This window comes from Sphingomonas sp. LR60, assembly GCF_036855935.1.
Classification (GTDB): domain Bacteria; phylum Pseudomonadota; class Alphaproteobacteria; order Sphingomonadales; family Sphingomonadaceae; genus Sphingomonas.
The window spans coordinates 1,414,237-1,430,809 of sequence record NZ_JASPFK010000001.1; the positions used below are offsets into that span (position 1 = coordinate 1,414,237).

The 16,573-nt window shown below is 66.5% G+C and carries 18 protein-coding genes and 1 other RNA gene; 6 read left to right on the top strand and 13 right to left on the bottom strand.

Annotated features, from left to right (window positions below; translation table 11 throughout):
• The first annotated feature begins 73 nt into the window (after positions 1 to 73).
• The 4 genes from QP166_RS06440 to QP166_RS06455 all read left to right on the top strand — a co-directional run bounded on the left by QP166_RS06440 (position 74) and on the right by QP166_RS06455 (position 2,105).
• On the top strand, positions 74 to 763 hold the full coding sequence (locus QP166_RS06440) for an N-acetylmuramoyl-L-alanine amidase (protein WP_333915173.1): 690 nt from the start codon (positions 74 to 76) through the stop codon (positions 761 to 763).
• A gap of 52 nt (positions 764 to 815) precedes the next feature.
• An RNA gene (gene rnpB, locus QP166_RS06445) (RNase P RNA component class A) lies at positions 816 to 1,209 on the top strand.
• A gap of 54 nt (positions 1,210 to 1,263) precedes the next feature.
• Positions 1,264 to 1,812, top strand: a complete 549-nt coding sequence (locus QP166_RS06450) for a J domain-containing protein (RefSeq protein WP_333915174.1) — start codon at positions 1,264 to 1,266, stop codon at positions 1,810 to 1,812.
• A complete protein-coding gene (locus QP166_RS06455; protein ID WP_333917273.1) occupies positions 1,809 to 2,105 on the top strand; it encodes a (2Fe-2S) ferredoxin domain-containing protein in 297 nt (98 codons plus the stop codon). The genes QP166_RS06450 and QP166_RS06455 overlap by 4 nt, the downstream gene beginning before the upstream one ends.
• Before the next feature lie 503 nt (positions 2,106 to 2,608).
• On the opposite strand, the gene paoC is transcribed toward QP166_RS06455, so the two are convergent.
• The 3 genes from paoC to paoA are packed head-to-tail and all read right to left on the bottom strand — an operon-like array spanning position 2,609 to position 6,389.
• On the bottom strand, positions 2,609 to 4,804 hold the full coding sequence (paoC, locus tag QP166_RS06460) for an aldehyde oxidoreductase molybdenum-binding subunit PaoC (RefSeq protein ID WP_333915175.1): 2,196 nt from the start codon (positions 4,802 to 4,804) through the stop codon (positions 2,609 to 2,611).
• Positions 4,801 to 5,754: an FAD binding domain-containing protein gene (locus tag QP166_RS06465; protein WP_333915176.1), complete on the bottom strand. Its 954-nt coding sequence runs from the start codon at positions 5,752 to 5,754 to the stop codon at positions 4,801 to 4,803. Before QP166_RS06465 ends, paoC begins: the two co-directional genes overlap by 4 nt.
• Complete coding sequence (gene paoA, locus QP166_RS06470; protein ID WP_333915177.1) at positions 5,751 to 6,389, bottom strand: aldehyde dehydrogenase iron-sulfur subunit PaoA; 639 nt, start codon at positions 6,387 to 6,389, stop codon at positions 5,751 to 5,753. Before paoA ends, QP166_RS06465 begins: the two co-directional genes overlap by 4 nt.
• A 157-nt stretch (positions 6,390 to 6,546) precedes the next feature.
• Between paoA and QP166_RS06475 the strand changes: the two genes are divergently transcribed.
• Together QP166_RS06475 and QP166_RS06480 are read left to right on the top strand one after the other, a co-directional pair.
• A complete protein-coding gene (locus QP166_RS06475) occupies positions 6,547 to 7,317 on the top strand; it encodes a class II aldolase/adducin family protein (RefSeq protein WP_333915178.1) in 771 nt (256 codons plus the stop codon).
• A 60-nt stretch (positions 7,318 to 7,377) separates the two neighbouring features.
• Entirely contained in the window at positions 7,378 to 9,318 is a 1,941-nt protein-coding gene (locus QP166_RS06480; RefSeq protein WP_333915179.1) for a sialate O-acetylesterase, read from the top strand.
• Between the two features lie 363 nt (positions 9,319 to 9,681).
• On the opposite strand, the gene pnp is transcribed toward QP166_RS06480, so the two are convergent.
• The 10 genes from pnp to QP166_RS06530 all read right to left on the bottom strand — a co-directional run bounded on the left by pnp (position 9,682) and on the right by QP166_RS06530 (position 16,571).
• Positions 9,682 to 12,030, bottom strand: a complete 2,349-nt coding sequence (gene pnp / locus QP166_RS06485; RefSeq protein WP_333915180.1) for a polyribonucleotide nucleotidyltransferase — start codon at positions 12,028 to 12,030, stop codon at positions 9,682 to 9,684.
• 215 nt (positions 12,031 to 12,245) lie between these two features.
• Positions 12,246 to 12,515, bottom strand: a complete 270-nt coding sequence (rpsO, locus tag QP166_RS06490; protein ID WP_333915181.1) for a 30S ribosomal protein S15 — start codon at positions 12,513 to 12,515, stop codon at positions 12,246 to 12,248.
• Between the two features lie 20 nt (positions 12,516 to 12,535).
• A complete protein-coding gene (truB, locus tag QP166_RS06495) occupies positions 12,536 to 13,468 on the bottom strand; it encodes a tRNA pseudouridine(55) synthase TruB (RefSeq protein ID WP_443027191.1) in 933 nt (310 codons plus the stop codon).
• Positions 13,432 to 14,124 (bottom strand): site-2 protease family protein, encoded by a 693-nt coding sequence (locus QP166_RS06500; protein ID WP_333915182.1) that lies wholly within the window; start codon positions 14,122 to 14,124, stop codon positions 13,432 to 13,434. Before QP166_RS06500 ends, truB begins: the two co-directional genes overlap by 37 nt.
• 56 nt (positions 14,125 to 14,180) lie before the next feature.
• On the bottom strand, positions 14,181 to 14,489 hold the full coding sequence (locus QP166_RS06505; protein ID WP_333915183.1) for a hypothetical protein: 309 nt from the start codon (positions 14,487 to 14,489) through the stop codon (positions 14,181 to 14,183).
• A 49-nt stretch (positions 14,490 to 14,538) separates the two neighbouring features.
• The gene (locus QP166_RS06510; protein ID WP_333915184.1) at positions 14,539 to 15,123 is read right to left on the bottom strand and encodes a thymidine kinase; all 585 of its coding nucleotides are present in this window, start codon (positions 15,121 to 15,123) and stop codon (positions 14,539 to 14,541) included.
• A complete protein-coding gene (locus QP166_RS06515) occupies positions 15,123 to 15,512 on the bottom strand; it encodes a type II toxin-antitoxin system VapC family toxin (RefSeq protein WP_333915185.1) in 390 nt (129 codons plus the stop codon). The genes QP166_RS06510 and QP166_RS06515 overlap by 1 nt, the downstream gene beginning before the upstream one ends.
• On the bottom strand, positions 15,509 to 15,784 hold the full coding sequence (locus QP166_RS06520) for an AbrB/MazE/SpoVT family DNA-binding domain-containing protein (protein ID WP_333915186.1): 276 nt from the start codon (positions 15,782 to 15,784) through the stop codon (positions 15,509 to 15,511). The genes QP166_RS06515 and QP166_RS06520 overlap by 4 nt, the downstream gene beginning before the upstream one ends.
• A gap of 21 nt (positions 15,785 to 15,805) precedes the next feature.
• Positions 15,806 to 16,192 (bottom strand): 30S ribosome-binding factor RbfA, encoded by a 387-nt coding sequence (rbfA, locus tag QP166_RS06525; RefSeq protein WP_333915187.1) that lies wholly within the window; start codon positions 16,190 to 16,192, stop codon positions 15,806 to 15,808.
• Complete coding sequence (locus QP166_RS06530; protein WP_333915188.1) at positions 16,185 to 16,571, bottom strand: glyoxalase superfamily protein; 387 nt, start codon at positions 16,569 to 16,571, stop codon at positions 16,185 to 16,187. Before QP166_RS06530 ends, rbfA begins: the two co-directional genes overlap by 8 nt.
• Positions 16,572 to 16,573: the final 2 nt, after the last annotated feature.

Here is a 16,573-nt window from a genome sequence, read left to right on the forward strand (position 1 = left end):
CGACGTCGCAACGGGTAATGGTGGCGAGGTCGATGGTGACAGGCGAGCAGCGTCGGACGGGCGGATCGGGCGCATGAGGTGCCGCGAGGTGCCGTCGCCGAACTCCAACGAGCGGTTGCTGCCGATCTCGATGATCGTGCTGCACTATACCGGCATGAAGACCGCGCAGGAGGCGCTCGACCGGCTCTGCGACCCGGCCGCCGAAGTGTCATGCCATTATTTCGTCGACGAGGACGGCACGATCACGCGGCTGGTGCCCGACGAAAAGCGCGCGTGGCACGCGGGTGCGGCGCATTGGCGTGGCGTGACCGACGTCAATTCCGCCGCGATCGGCATCGAGATCGTCAACCCCGGTCACGATCATGGCTATCGCGCTTTCCCGGAGCCACAGGTCGATGCGGTGATCCGGCTCGTCGCGCATCTGAAGGATATGTACGAGATCACGCGCGGCAACATCGTCGGCCATTCCGACGTCGCGCCGCTGCGCAAGCGCGATCCGGGCGAGCTGTTTCCTTGGCATCGGCTCGCGCGACTGCGGCTGGCGCTGCCGCGACCGACAAAGAACCTTGTCGATCCGCTGTGGGGCGAGGCGGCATTCTGCCTCGCGCTGGAGCGGTTCGGTTACGACGTGAGCGACCGGATGGCGGCGATCATGGCGTTCCAGCGACGCTTCCGTCCCGAGTTGATCGACGGCGAGATGGACGCGGAATGCCGGATGATCCTGCTGGCGTTGCTGCTGCCGAAGCCGCAGGGGGATGATTGATCCGCCGTCGTAGTGCTTTCCTAATGCCCGTTGGCACGCTACGGCGTCCGCGCCAGAGGGCCGGGCGGCCGCGTCGCGCGCAAGCGTGCCGAGGAAAGTCCGGGCTCCACGGAACAACGGTGGCGGGTAACGCCCGCCGGCTCGGGCTTCGGTCCGCAGTCAGGGACAGTGCAACAGAGAGTAGACGGCCTGGGCCTCGGCCCGGTCATGGTGAAAGGGTGCGGTAAGAGCGCACCGCGCGGCCGGTAACGGTCGTGGCACGGTAAACCCCACCGGGAGCAAGACCGAATAGGGGCGGCATGGCGGCGCTTGCGTCACCGGGGTGTGTTCCCACCCGCTGCCCGGGTTGGTTGCTGGAGCGCGTCGGCAACGGCGCGCCGAGAGGAATGGTCGCCTATCCCCGTTCGCGGGGTGGACAGAACCCGGCTTACAGGCCCTCTGGCAAATTCGCAGGTACGATCGGTTGGCGCGGGCACGACGCGCCCCTATGTGCCGCAGGAATGGCACGTATTCCCACCCGATCGAACGACTGGGGCTTTCCCCGCTGGCGCGGCTATGGCGCCAATCGCGAGGCGACGACCGTGCGGCTGTGCGACCGCCACGGCTGTAACGAACCGGGGATCTGCCCCGCGCCCAAGTCGCCGAACAGTCCGGAGCGCTGGTATTTTTGCCAAGCGCATGCCGCCGAATACAATCGTGGCTGGAATTATTTCGAGGGCCTGTCCGCCGAGGAGGCCGCGCAGCGCGAGGCGAACGAGCGGCGCGATGCCGGCGGTTTCTCGCAGTCGAAGCATCAGGCCTGGGCCGGCTCGGGCGATGGCTCGCGTTCGCGCGACGAACTGCGCGCGCTGGAGGTGCTTGAGCTGGAGGTCGATGCGTCGTTCGACGATGTGCGGCTGGCGTGGCGACGGTTGGCGAAGTCGAACCATCCCGACGTGCGGCCCGGCGACAAGGACGCCGCGACGCGCTTCCAGGCGATCCAGGCCGCCTATGACGTGCTGCGCGTCGCTGAGGAGGCGCGGACGTGGAAGCCGCGCGCCGAGCCATGAAGGATCAGGTGCGCGCCGGCTGGACGGGCGCGGTGCTGGTGTGCGGCAAATGTTCGAAGAAGCTGGGCGGCGGGTTCGGTGCGAAGGGCAAGACGTCGCTGGCGAAGGCGCTGCGCGGGGAGCCGGGGTTCGGCAAGGGTCGCAAGGCGGCGGTCGGGGTGGTTGAGGTGAAGTGTCTCGGGATTTGTCCGAAGGGGGCGGTGACGGTCGTCGACAGCCGGGCGCCAGGGTGCTGGCGGATCGTGCCGTTGGGGGTGGATGTCGGCGCGTTGGCGGGGCAGTTGAGCGAGTGAGGGACACTCACGACCGTTCGCGCTAAGCTTGTCGAAGTACGCGCTCGAGGCGCTGTGCTGCCGGCACGTGCTTCGACAGGCTCAGCACGAACGGAAGGAGTGGCTTTCCACAACCTCGTCATTCCCGCGAAGGCGGGAATCAAGACGCGCGGATCTGTCGATAGAGGCGCAACGTCAGAGGTTCTGGATTCCCGCCTTCGCGGGAATGACGGTGGGGAGAGATGCGAGCCCACTTCCGCGATCACGCCACCGGCAATCTCCGGCAGGTCAGGTGACGGGCTGAGGGACACTCACGACCGTTCGCGCTGAGCTTGTCGAAGTACGTGTTCGCGGCGCTGTGTGGCGGCGCGTGCTTCGAGCGGCTCAGCACGAACGGAAGGAGTGGCTGTCCACAACTTCGTCATTCCCGCGAAGGCGGGAATCCAGACGCGCGGGTCTGTCGATAGAGGCGCGAGGTCAGAGGTTCTGGATTCCCGCCTTCGCGGGAATGACGAACGTGGCCCTCACGCCATCGGCAATCCCTCCAGCACCTTGTCGAGCGTCAGCGGATAGTCGCGGATGCGGACACCGCAGGCGTTGTAGACTGCGTTCGCCACTGCCGCGGCCGCGCCGCATAGCCCCAGTTCGCCGACGCCCTTCGCCTTCATCGGCGAGCTCTTGTCGTCGAGCGTGTCGAGGAACACGACCTCCTGATGCGGCACGTCGAGGTGCACAGGGACGTGATATTCGGCCAGATCGTGGTTCACGAAATAGCCGAAGCGCGGGTCGACCACTGCGTCTTCCATCAACGCCGCGCCGATCCCCATCGTCATGCCGCCGATCACCTGGCTGCGCGCCGATTTGGGATTGAGGATGCGTCCGGCATCATAAACGCCTGACATCCGGCGCACGCGGATTTCGCCGGTGTAGACGTTGACCGCAGCCTCGACGAAGTGCGCGCCGAAGGTCGCCTGTGCGTAGTCCTTTTCCAGCGTGCCATATTCCATCGTGTCTTCGCCGCTGATCCCCTCGTCGCCCGCCGCCTTGGCGAGATCGACCGAGCGGTTGCCGCTCGACACCTTGCCGTCGGCGAAGGTTGCGTCGTCGGAGTTGAAGCCGAGTTTCTGCGCGATGCGGCGGCGCAGGTCGAGGCAGGCGGCATAGACGCCGGCGGTCGAGCTGTTGCCGCCCCATTGCCCGCCCGACCCCGCCGAGACCGGGAAGCGGCTGTCGCCCAGCAGCACTACCACCTTGTCGAGCGGCACGCCCAGCATCTCTGCAGCAGTCTGTGCGATGATCGTATAGCTGCCGGTGCCGATGTCGGTCATGTCGGTGGCGACCGTCACCATGCCCTTGCGATCGACGCCGACCCGCGCGCCAGACTTCATGTTCATGTTGTTGCGGAACGCCGCCGCCATGCCCATGCCGACCAGCCAGTCACCGTCACGCACCTGTGCGGGCTTCGGGTTGCGGCGATCCCAGCCGAACTTCTCCGCCCCTTCCTCAAGGCATCGGACGAGGTTGCGATCGGAGAACTTCCGTTCGGGCTTCTCGGGGTCGACCATCGTGTCGTTGACGATGCGGAAGCGCACGGGATCCATCCCGAGCTTCTCCGCCATCTCGTCCATCGCGACCTCCAGCGCCATCATGCCGGGGCCTTCGCCGGGCGCGCGCATCGCATTGGCTTCGGGCAGGTCGAGCACCGCGAGATGCGTCTCGGTCAGCCGGTTCGCCCCGGCATAGAGGAGCTGCGTCTGGTTGGCCGCGGTCTCCGGTCCGCCGCCGGGCAGGTCGCCCGACCACGTCTGGTGCGCGATCGCGGTGATCTTGCCGGCCTTGTCCGCGCCGATGCGGATGCGCTGGATCGTCGCCGGACGATGGGTGGTGTTGTTCATCAATTGCGGCCGGGCGAGCGCGACCTTCACCGGTCGCCCCGCCGCCCTGGCGCCGAGCGAGGCCATTACTGCGTCCGACCGCACCCACAATTTTCCGCCGAACCCGCCGCCGACATAGGGCGAGACGACGCGAACCTTCTCCTTGGGGATCAGCAGCGTTTCGCTCATGTCGCGCACGGCCCAGGCGATCATCTGGTTGCTGGTCCACAACGTCAGTTCGTCGCCGTTCCATGCCGCGATCGTCGCGTGCGGCTCCATCATCATGTGGCTCTGGTCGGGCGTGGTATAGGTCGCATCGAGCTTGACCGGCGCGCCTGCGAAGGCGCCCGCGAAGTCGCCGCGTGCGGTCTTCATCTTGTCGCCCTTGGCGATCGGCGCGCCGTCCTTGGCGGCCTTCAGCTCATACTTGCCCTTGACGCGCTCATAGTCGACGCGGACGCGCTTGGCGGCGTCGCGCGCCTGCTCGAACGTCTCTGCCACGACGATCGCAACCGCTTGGTCGTAATGCTCGACCTCCGGACCCGCGAGCATCGTCGCAGTATGCGCCTTGGCCTTCCCGAGTTTGCCGGCATTCTCATAGGTCACGATCGACAGTACGCCGGGCGCACGCTGCGCGTCCGTCGTGTCGATCCGCGTGATCCGCCCCTTGGCGACCGCCGCGCCGAGGATCACGCCATAAGCATGGTTCGGCGCCACGTCGTTGCGCTCGAAGGCATAAGGCGCGGTGCCGGTGACCTTGAGCGGACCGTCGATGCGATCGGTGGGCCGGCCGATGACCTTTTGCTGGTCGATCGGGTTGCGGCCGGCGGGAGTATCGAACTTCATGCTGCGCGTCCTTCGGCGAGCACCGCGGCCAGCGTGCGCTCGACCAGCGGGATTTTATAGGCGTTCTGCGGCGTCGGCGTGGCGCCGGCCAGTGCGGCGGCGGCGATGGCCTTTGCGCCACCATCCAGCCGCGCTTCGGCGGCGGTGACGCGCCACGGCTTGTGCGCGAGGCCACCGAAGGCGAAGCGCGGCGTGCCGCTTTCCGGCAGGATCGCGGCGACCGAGATCGTCGCGAAGGCATAGGAGGCGCGGTCGCGGACCTTGCGGTAGATGTGCGTGCCGCGCACCGGCGCGGGAAGCGTGACCGCCGTAATCATCTCTCCCGGCGTGAGCGCCGTCTCGATCCAAGGTGTGCTGCCGGGCAGGCGATGGAAGTCGGCGATCGGGATCGTGCGGGTACGCCCGCCGCCGTCAACCGTCTCGACGATCGCGTCGAGCGTGCGCATCGCTACCGCCATGTCGCTGGGGTGGGTCGCGATGCAATCCTTACTGGTGCCGATCACCGCCAGCGCGCGGCTGTAGCCGCCGAGCGCGGCGCAGCCCGAGCCGGGCTTGCGCTTGTTGCACGCCTGATTGGTGTCGTAGAAATATGGGCAGCGCGTCCGCTGGAGCAGATTGCCCGCGGTCGTCGCCTTGTTGCGCAACTGCCCCGACGCGCCCGACAGCAAGGCGCGGCTGAGCACGCCATAGTCGCGGCGGACGCGCGGATCGGCGGCGAGCGCGGTATTGCGCACCAGGGCGCCGACGCGCAGGCCGCCATCGGGAGTCGCCTCGATCGTGTCCAGCCCGAGCCGGTTGACGTCGACCAGATGCGTCGGTGCTTCGACCTGCAGCTTCATCAGGTCGAGCAGATTGGTGCCGCCCGCGACGAACTTCGCGCCTGGCGTCGCGGCGACCGCCGCGGCGGCGGCGGCGGGGGAGGTGGCGCGCTCGTAGGTGAAGGGCTTCATGCGACGTCCTCCGCACCGGCGACATCGGCGATCGCGGCGACGATGTTCGAATAAGCGGCGCAGCGGCAGATGTTGCCGCTCATCCGCTCGCGGACTTCGTGCGCGTCGATGCGTCCGGTGGCGGTGAGATCGGCTGAGACGTAGCTCGGCACACCGTCCTTCACTTCCTGCAACATCGCCACCGCGGCCATGATCTGGCCGGGCGTGCAATAACCGCATTGGTATCCGTCGTGCTTGACGAACGCGGCCTGCATCGGGTGCAGGTCGCCGGGCTTGCCGAGCCCTTCGATCGTGGTGATGCTGTCGCCGTCGTGCATCACGGCCAGCGTCAGGCACGAGTTGATGCGCTTGCCCTCCACCATCACCGTGCACGCGCCGCACTGGCCGTGGTCGCAGCCCTTCTTGCTGCCGGTGAGGTACAGATGCTCGCGCAGCGCGTCGAGCAAGGTGACGCGCGGGTCGAGGTCTAGCGCGCGCTTCTTGCCGTTGACGGTGAAGGACACCGGCAAGGTCGCGGCGGGCGGCTCCGCGGGCAGCGGCTGCGCATCGAGCGGCAGCGCGGTGGTGGAAGCGGCGGCGACTCCGCTGACGAGCGCGCCGCGCCGCGTAAGGCTGAATCCGTTGGTGTCGGTCATGTCGGTCCTGCTGCGGGAACGGGCAGGAAAGCCGCTCCCGTTCATGAAACGCAACCGATCCACGTTATATCCGGCTGCAACACAAGGATACATGCGCCGCTGGCGGGCGGCCAGCACCTGTATTAACATCCATGTCAAAAGCATGGAGAGGAAGCGCATGGCAACGGCGGCGATGGTGGAATCCACGGCGATGGCACCCGGCGAATGGGAGGCACGGGTCGATCTCGCTGCTGCCTATCGGCTGGTGGCGCTCTATGGTTGGGACGACCTGATCTTCACGCATCTGTCGGCGCGCGTGCCGGGGCCGGAGCATCATTTTCTCATCAATCCCTATGACATGATGTTCGAGGAGATCACCGCCTCCTCGCTGGTCAAGATCGATGTCGAAGGTCAGCCGGTCGGCGCGAGCGCCCATCCGGTAAACCCGGCCGGGTTCACGATCCACTCCGCGATCCACATGGCGCGCGACGATGCGCAGGCGGTGATGCACCTTCACACGCCACACGGGCAGGCGGTGTCGGCGATGGCGTGCGGGCTGTTGCCGCATACGCAAACCGCGATGATCGCGTCGCACGACGTCGCCTATCATGAATATGAGGGCATCGCGACCGACCTGGAGGAGCGCGAGCGGCTGGTCGCGGACCTCGGGTCGCGCCATGCGATGATCCTTCGCAACCATGGCACGCTGACCGTCGGCGACTCGGTCGCGTCATGCTTCCTGCGGCTGTATTTCCTCGAACGCGCGTGCGAGGCGCAGGTGCTGATGCTCGCCGCCGGCATGGATGGCCTGCACACGCCGCCGCAGGGTGTCGAGGACAAGGTCGCGCGGCAATCGCCACCCGCCGGGGTGGGGATGCTGGCGCGCGGGCTGGCGTGGCCGGCATTGTTGCGCAAGCTCGACCGCATCGATCGCTCCTATCGCGATTGACGCTTGGCGAGTCCCCGCCGGGTGCGATACGCGAGCGCTAACAAAGCAATGGAGGGGATGATGGCGATGTGGCGCATGTTGATGGCGGGATCGGCTATGGCGCTCGCCGCGCCGGCGGTGGCGCAGGACGCGACGCCGCGCTTCGCGCATATCTTTGCGGATCATGCCGTGCTGCAACGTGACCGGCCGATCGCAATCTGGGGGCAGGGTAAGCCGAACACCGCCGTGACGGTGCGGCTCGGCCAGCAGAGCACCGGCGCGACCGCCGACGCGCAAGGGCGGTGGCGCGCGACGCTGCCGGCGCAAGCCGCGGGCGGCCCGTACACGCTGACGGTCGATGGCGGACAGACGCTGAGCGACATCATGGTCGGTGATGTCTTCCTCTGCGGTGGCCAGTCGAACATGGAGTTCATGGTCAAGCAGTCGACCAATGCTTGGGGCGCGTTGCAGACGCCTGCCGATCCCGACCTGCGCTACGCCACGATCCCCGACACCAGTCGCGCGCGGGCGCTCGGCGATCTCGAAGCGCCCGCCAAATGGCAGCGCGTCGGGCCGGAGACGGTCGGCGACGCCTCGGCGGTCTGTTACTACATGGCGCGCTCGCTGCGACAGAGCGAGAAGGTGCCGATCGGCTTCATCAATTCCGAATGGGGCGGCACGCGGATCGAGAGCTGGATCAGCCCTGCGTCGCTCGCGACCCTTCCACGGCTGAAGGACGGGATCGCGGCGGTCGATCTCTACGGGCGTGATCCGGCGAAGGCGCTGGCGCAGGACGGCGCACGGCGTGAGGCGTGGTGGAAGGCGCATGATCCCGCCGCTGCGCGACAGGCGGCATTTCGGCGTCCCGACTTCGACGATGGCAAATGGGCGACCATCCCCACTTCGGCGTGGAAGCAGGCGGGCGTGCCCGCGCTCGCGGCGTTCGAGGGGGTGATGTGGCTGCGTGGCACGATCGACCTGACCGCCGAACAGGTCGCGGCGGCCAAGACGCTGCGTCTCGGGCCGATCGACCAATATGAGGAAACCTGGGTCAACGGCCGTTATGTCGGCGGCGGTAGCGTCAATTGGGCGTGGCGCCATTATGACGCGCCGGCCGGTACGTGGAAGGTCGGCCGCAATGTCGTCGCGATGCGCGTGCTGGGCGGCGCGAATGGTGGCGGGCTGACCGGTGCTGCGCCGCGCGGGCTGGAACTGGCCGACGGGACGTTGGTGCCGTTCGCCGGGCCGTGGCGCTATTATCAGGGCCGGGCGCTGACCGGCGAGAAGATCGCGCCCGCGCCGTGGGATGTGCCGAACAGCCTCGCGACGCTCCACAACGGCATGATCGCGCCGTTCGCCGGCTACGGGCTGAAGCTTGCCGCCTGGTATCAGGGCGAGTCGAATGCGGGTGAGGCGTCGACCTATCGCGAATTGATGACGCTGTTGATGGCGGACTGGCGGCGGACCTTCGCGGCGCCGGAATTGCCGTTCTTCGTCGTCCAGCTCACTTCCTATGGCAAGCCGTCCACCGCCCCGCTGCAATCAGGCTGGGCGGAACTGCGCGAGGCGCAGGCGCAGGCGGTCGCGCAGGATGCGCACGCCGGGCTGGCGGTGACGCTGGACGTCGGTGATCGGTTCGACATTCACCCGACGCAGAAGACCGTGGTCGGCGAGCGGCTGGCGCGGCTTGCGCGCGTGATCGCTTACGGTCAGCCGGGGCTGCGCAGTGGACCCGAAGTGGCGGGCGTGTCGCGGAGCGGCAGCGATCTGGTGGTGCGCTATCGCAACGTCACCGATGGGCTGCACACGTATAGCGCGGGGCAGGCGATCGGGTTCGAGGCGTGCGCGGGCGATGCGTGCCGCTACGTGCCGGCGGAGGCGCGCGGCGATACGGTGGTGTTGCCGGGCGCGAATGCCGGCGGGGTGACGAAGGTGCGCTATGCGTGGAGCGATGCGCCGTTCACGAATTTGTTCGATGGCGCGGATCTGCCGGCGGCGCCGTTCGAGCGGGTGGTGGAGTAGGGGGCGTCATTACGAGCGTGGCGAAGCAATCCAGCGCGTCCTGGTCCGACCCTGGATTGCTTCGCTACGCTCGCAAAGACGGGGTTGTTCTACCTCTTCGACCTGAATTTGATCCGAAGACGGGCCTTCTTTGATTGGGCCATACGGCTGGCGCGATATCATGTCGTCACACCGGCGAAGGCCGGGGCCCCAGTTGGGAGGGGCAGTGGAACGAAGCGCGACGCGCCTCACCAGCGTCCCCAAACTGGGCCCCGGCCTTCGCCGGGGTGACGGCCTAGAAGTCCGAAGCGACGAGCACTCAAACGAAAATGGCCCCGGCATCGCTGCCGGGGCCATTCGCTTGCTGCACGCAAAGCGAAACGCTTAGTCGCGGTCGCCCGTCAGGAAGGCCGGGGCGAAAGCGGGCGCATCGCCCTCTTCCTTGCCGCCTTCGCTGCGCTCGCGACGCGGGCCGCGGCCTTCGCGACGCGGACCACGGTCGCCGCCACGATCGCCGCCGCGGCCACCACCGTCACGGCTACCGCCGTCACGACGCGGGCCACGATCGCCACCACGGCCACCGCCGTCACGGTCGCCGCGCGGCTCGCGCGCCGGGCGGGTGTCTTCCAGCTCGGCGCCGGTTTCCTGATCGACGACGCGCATCGACAGGCGGACCTTGCCGCGCGGATCGATCTCGAGGACCTTGACCTTGACCTCCTGGCCCTCGGTCACGACGTCGCCCGGCTTCTCGACACGCTCGTTCTTCATTTCGCTGACGTGGACGAGACCGTCCTTGCCGCCCATGAAGTTCACGAACGCGCCGAAGTCGACGATGTTGACGACCTTGCCGTTGTAGATCTTGCCGACCTCGGCCTCTTCGACCAGGCCCTTGATCCAGTTGATCGCGGCCTCGATCTGCGACGAGTCCGACGACGACACCTTGATGACGCCCTCGTCGTCGATGTCGACCTTCGCGCCGGTGGTGGCGACGATCTCGCGGATCACCTTGCCGCCGGTGCCGATCACTTCACGGATCTTCGACTTGTCGATCGAGAAGGTCTCGATGCGCGGTGCGTGTGCCGACAGCTCGGTACGCGTCGAGTCGAGCGCCTTGGCCATTTCGGCCAGGATGTGCGCGCGGCCTTCATGCGCCTGTGCCAGCGCGACCTTCATGATCTCCTCGGTGATGCCGGAGATCTTGATGTCCATCTGCAGCGCGGTGATGCCCTCGCTGGTGCCGGCCACCTTGAAGTCCATGTCGCCGAGGTGATCCTCGTCGCCAAGGATGTCCGACAGGACGGCGAAGTCCTTGCCCTCGAGGATCAGCCCCATCGCGATGCCCGAGACCGGGCGCTTCAGCGGCACGCCCGCGTCCATCATCGCCAGCGAACCGCCGCAGACCGTCGCCATCGACGACGAGCCGTTGCTCTCCGTGATGTCGCTGGTGACGCGGATCGTGTAGGGGAACTCTTCCTTCGTCGGCAGCACCGGGTGCAGCGCCCGCCACGCCAGCTTGCCGTGACCGACTTCGCGACGGCCCGGCGCGCCGAAGCGGCCCACTTCACCGACCGAATAGGGCGGGAAGTTATAGTGCAGCATGAAATGCTGGTACGACAGGCCGTTCAGACCGTCGATCATCTGCTCCGCGTCGCGGGTACCCAGCGTTGTGGTCGCGATCGTCTGCGTCTCGCCACGCGTGAACAGCGCCGAACCGTGCGAGCGCGGCAGGAAGTGGACTTCCGCCTCGATCGGACGGACCGTCTTGGTGTCGCGCCCGTCGATGCGGCGGCCGGTCTTCAGGATCGCGGTGCGGACGATATCCGCCTCCAGCTTCTTCACCAGCTTCAGGCTGGCGAGATAGGCTTGCGGATCGCTGTCCTTCAGGTCGGCCATGCCGTCGCGCGCCTTGGTGCGCGCGGCGTTGATCGCGGTCTGGCGCTGCTGCTTGTCGGTCAGCTTGTAAGCCGCCTCCAGATCCTTGCCGATCAGCTTCTTGAGCTTGGTCTTGACGGCAGCGCTGTCGGCCTGGACCTTCAGCTCCCACGGCTCCTTCGCCGCCTGCTCGGCCAGATCGATGATCGCGTTGATGATGTCCTGCGACGCCTTGTGCGCGAACATCACCGCGCCCAGCATCACGTCCTCGGACAGCTCCTTGGCCTCCGACTCGACCATCATCACCGCGTCGTGCGTTGCGGCGACCATCAGGTCCAGCTCGCCCTCGACGACCTGCGCGTCCGACGGGTTCAGGATATATTCGCCGTCCTGATAGCCGACGCGCGCCGCGCCGATCGGGCCCATGAACGGCACGCCCGACAGCGTCATCGCTGCCGAGGCGGCGATCATCGCCAGCAGATCGGGCTCGTTCTCGCCGTCATACGACATCACCTGCGCGATGCAGTTGATCTCGTTGTAGAACCCTTCCGGGAACAACGGGCGGATCGGGCGATCGATCAGGCGGCTGACCAGCGTCTCACGCTCGGTCGCGCCACGCTCGCGCTTGAAGAAGCCGCCGGGGATGCGGCCGCTGGCGGAGAACTTCTCCTGATAGTGAACGGTGAGCGGGAAGAAATCCTGCCCTTCCTTCACGTTCTTGGCGGCGGTCACGGCGCACAGCACCACCGTTTCGCCGAGCGTCGCGATCACCGCGCCGTCGGCCTGGCGGGCGACCTTGCCCGTCTCCAGGGTCAGCGTCTTGCCGCCCCACTGGATTTCCACCTTCTTGGTATCGAACATATGATTTCCTTCACTCCCCGCACCCGATGCGCGGGGGCCTGCGTACGGGCCGGTAGTGGCCCGGGAAGATGTGGCCGTATTGCCGTCTCTTCCGTCCCGGCTCCAGCGGGCCGGGGAGGGGTGCCGTCTGGCGCCCCTTCATGCTGGACCCGGCTTACGCCGGGATGACAAAGAGGAATGACAAAAGGGGCGACCTTGCGGGCCGCCCCTTCATGTTACTTGCGGAGTCCGAGCTTCGCGATGAGCGCCAGATAACGATCACCGTCCTTCTTGCGGAGATAGTCGAGCAGCGAGCGCCGCTTGTTGACCATCATCAGCAGGCCGCGGCGGGAATGGTTGTCCTTGGCGTGGCCCTTGAAGTGCTCGGTCAGGTTCTTGATCCGCTCCGTCAGGATCGCAACCTGGACCTCGGGCGAACCGGTATCGCCTTCGGCGCGGGCGTTGTCGGTGATGACTTCCTGGCGGCGTTCTGCGGTAATCGACATATGTGTTCCTACGACATCTTCTACAAGTTGAAGCCACGGACGACGCGGACGGAGCCATGCTCCACCTCGACCAGTGCGACGGGCAATTCCCCCAGCATGGCAAAGGCCTGACCGTCGTCGGCGGCGATCCCGGCCAGCACACGCCCCTGACGGAGCGCCCCTGCCTGGTCGGGCGTGAGTGCGAGAGCCGGGATGTCGTCCAGCCCTGCGCTCAATGGCAGGAGAGAGTGTTCAAGGCTGCGCGCCTTAGCGACTTCGTCCAATTTGTCCAGCGTAATCGCCTGATCGAGGGAGAACGGCCCGGCCTTGGTACGGCGCAGATAGGTGACATGGCCGACGGTGCCTAGCGCCAGTGCGATGTCGCGCGCGAGGCTGCGGATATAGGTGCCCTTCGAGACATGCGCGGTCAGCGTGACGGCCTCGAGCGGCGCGTCGCCCGGTGCGGTCGCCAACGTGAGCGCGTGGATCGTCACGTCGCGCGTCGCCAGCACCACCTCCTCGCCAGCGCGCGCGAGATCATAGGCGCGCTGCCCGCCGACCTTCAGCGCGGAGTAAGCGGGGGGCATCTGCGCGATCGGGCCGGTGAAGCGCGGCAGGATCGCCGTCAACGCTGCCGCGGTCGGGCGCACGTCGCTGGTGGCGATCACCTTGCCTTCTGCGTCGAGCGTGTCGGTCTGCTCGCCGAAACGGATCGTGAAATCATAGATCTTGTCGCTGTCGAGCAACCGCCCGGCCAGCTTGGTCGCCTCACCGATCGCGATCGGCAGCACCCCGGTCGCCAAAGGGTCGAGCGTGCCGCCATGTCCAACCTTGGCCTTAGCATAACCGCCGGTGCGCAGCGCACGTTTCGCCGCCGAGACACCCTGCGTCGAGCCGAGTTCCAGCGGCTTGTCTAGGATCAGCCATCCGTGCAACGTCACCGTCCGATCGCCCCTGCGAGCGCGAGATACCATTCGGCAAGCGCCTGCGCCGGTGGCGCGACCAGCCGCTGGACGATGTTCGCCCCCGGCATCAGCATTGGCAGGACCAGCAGCAGCACGATCAGCAATGGGAAGCCGAAGCGCGCCAGCCGGTCCCAGCGCTGTGCCAGCCGCTCGGGAAGCAGCCCGGCGACGACATGCCCGCCGTCGAACGGTGGCAGCGGGATCAGGTTGAAGATGGCGAGAAAGACGTTGATGATGACGAAGTTGAGCAGGTTGGCCGCCACGAACGCGCTGATGCTGCCCGCTGCGACCCCGTAGATGTCGCGCGTGAACAGGCCGAGCAGCACTGCACCGATCAGCGCGAGCACGAGGTTCGATCCCGGACCGGCGAGCGCGACCAGCATCATGTCACGACGGGGGTGTGGCAGGCGGTTCGAGTCGACGGGCACAGGCTTCGCCCAGCCGAACACCGGCGCCTTGGCGATCGCGAGCAGCAACGGCAGCGCGACCGTTCCGATCGGATCGACGTGGCGCAGCGGGTTGAGCGACAATCGCCGCTGCTCCTGCGCGGTCGGATCGCCGAGCGCGCGCGCGGCGAGGCCATGCGCGACCTCGTGAAAGACGATCGCGATGACGAGCGGGATGATCCAGATCGCCGCCGACCAGATGATGCCGTTGGGGTTCATGGTGGCGCAGATAGGGCGGGGGAGGGGGAAGGCTAGGTGTGTGGTTGTCGGCCAACCTATTCATCCTCGGGCAGTGGATGGACGGCCCAAGGCGATTGAGCATCGATCCTTTCGGCCAGATGGCCGAGCTCAACGTTTGGAAGCGATGCTAGGTCTGGTTGTTCGTCAAGGATGTGCGTGGCGTGAACGAACTGGCAGTCTTTCTCGAAGTCGTGATCGTCAACGCCACACATGAATTGAAGGTCGCCGTTACCCTCGTGAAGAAACAGGAGAACAGGCGCGCCGTCGATCACGTGGATGCAGGTGAAACATCCTTTGTCGGCATCGAAGGTATAGCCTGCAAAACTAATGGTGGAGGTGTCCACGGCCTCATTCTAACACAGATACGGGTAAGAAAACGATCAGGAACCGGCATTACGCACGGTTATGGAGCGCCTCGCTAAAATGCCGTCGGCACATCGCGACGTAGCGATCATTGCCGCCGATCTCGGTCTGCCGACCTTCTGCGACCGGACGGCCTTCAGCATCAACGCGCAGGTTCATCGTCGCCTTGCGCCCGCACGCGCAGACCGACTTGATCTCGACCAGCGAGTCCGCCAGCGCCAGCAGCCGCGCCGATCCCTCGAATAGTGCCCCGCGGAAATCGGTGCGCAGGCCGTACGCGAGCACCGGTATCCCCGCGCGATCCGCCAGCGCGGCGAGTTGATCGACCTGCGCCGCGGTCAGGAATTGCGCCTCGTCGACCAGCACGCAGGCGAGCGGGGTCTCGGCGTGACGCTGAAGCACGCAGGCGGCGATGTCGGTCGCGGGGTCGAACATCGTCGCAGGCGCTGACAAGCCGATCCGCGACGCGACCGTTCCCGCGGCAAAGCGATCGTCGACCGCCGCGGTGAACAGCATCGTCGCCATCCCGCGCTCGCGATAGTTGAAGTCGGCTTGCAGCAGGTTGGTCGATTTGCCGGCGTTCATGCTGGCATAATAGAAATAGAGCTTGGCCATCAGGCGAGTGTTTCGATGGTGAGCGGGCAGTAGTCGCCGGCCGCCGGGGCGATGCCACGATCGAAGGTGACGAAGCGATTGGCGGGCTCCGCAGCTGCGATGTGAAGAAGGTCCGCAATATCGCCACCGCTGCGGTAACGTGCCAAGGCCCAGCGTACACCGGTCTCCGCCTGCGCCAGGACGTTCGGATAGTCCAGAAAGGCACTCAGCAGCCCCGCGACGGTCGCGCGATCAAAGCCGTAACGCGAGCGCAGGACCCATGCGCTCTCGATCATGACGGTGATCGTCACCAATACTGGCTCGCTTATCAATGCCCGGGCCGTTGCCTGTTGCGCAGGATCGTCGCCGATCAACAGTCGGATCACGACATTGGTGTCGATCGCCTTCATTGCCGGCCGCTAGCTGCCCAGTGCTCCGCGACCGTCGCGTTCATGTCATCGATTGACACGACCGGGCCTTGATATGAGGCTGCGAGTTCACGAACACGAGCGGCGACCTCGTCAGCCGACTGGCCGCTTTTCGTCGGTGCCGGACGGAGGAGCACAGAATCGCCGCAGCGAATGACATCGAGCTGTTGCCCGGGACGAAGGGCCAGCGCTTCACGTACATCCTTGGGGATGACGACCTGCCCTTTAGCCGACAATGTCGTCCGCGCGCTCATACCGGTAAGATGCGTCTTACCTCATTCCCCGTCAAGATCGCGCGCCACCTCGGGCTTGCGGAGCAACGCGTCGATGTGGCTGCCCTCGTCGAAGCTTTCGTCCGCCAGGAACTTGAGCCGCGCGGCATATTTCATCTTCACGCGCGTCGCGACCTCCCGCTGCAGATAGGCGGTGTTGGTGCGCAACGCCTTCAGCACCGCTTCCTCGTCCTTGCCGAGCAGTGGCTTCACGAACACCGTCGCGTGGCGCAGGTCGGGCGACATGCGAACCTCGGTGATGCTGACCATATGGCTGGCCAGCGTCTCGTCGTGCACGTCACCGCGCTGGAGGACTTCCGAAAGGATATGACGGACTTGCTCGCCGACGCGCAGCGTGCGGACCGAGCGTTCGCCGCTTTGCTCATTCATTGCCGTCACCGTTCACAGGGGTGAAGAAGGTCAGCCGGTTGTACGACGGATCATGGACGCCGATCTCCAGCGTGCCCCATGGCGTTCGCTGCGGCTCGCCGGGGCGGGCGTTCTCGAACCCACGCGCGCGCAGCGTCGCGGCATAGGCCACGACGTCGTCACACGCGATCCGCACCGACGACCCGGGCGCACCATCGCCGTAATGTTCCGACAGGTGGAGCGTACAATCGCCGGACCTGACGCCCATGTAGAGCGGCATCCCCGACTCGAACCGGTGTTCGAACACCAAGTCGAAGCCGAGGAAGTCCAGGTAGAACGCCCGCGTCCGCGCCGCATCGAAGCTGCGCAGGACGGGCGTGACCGTACCGAGCGTCGTCATCC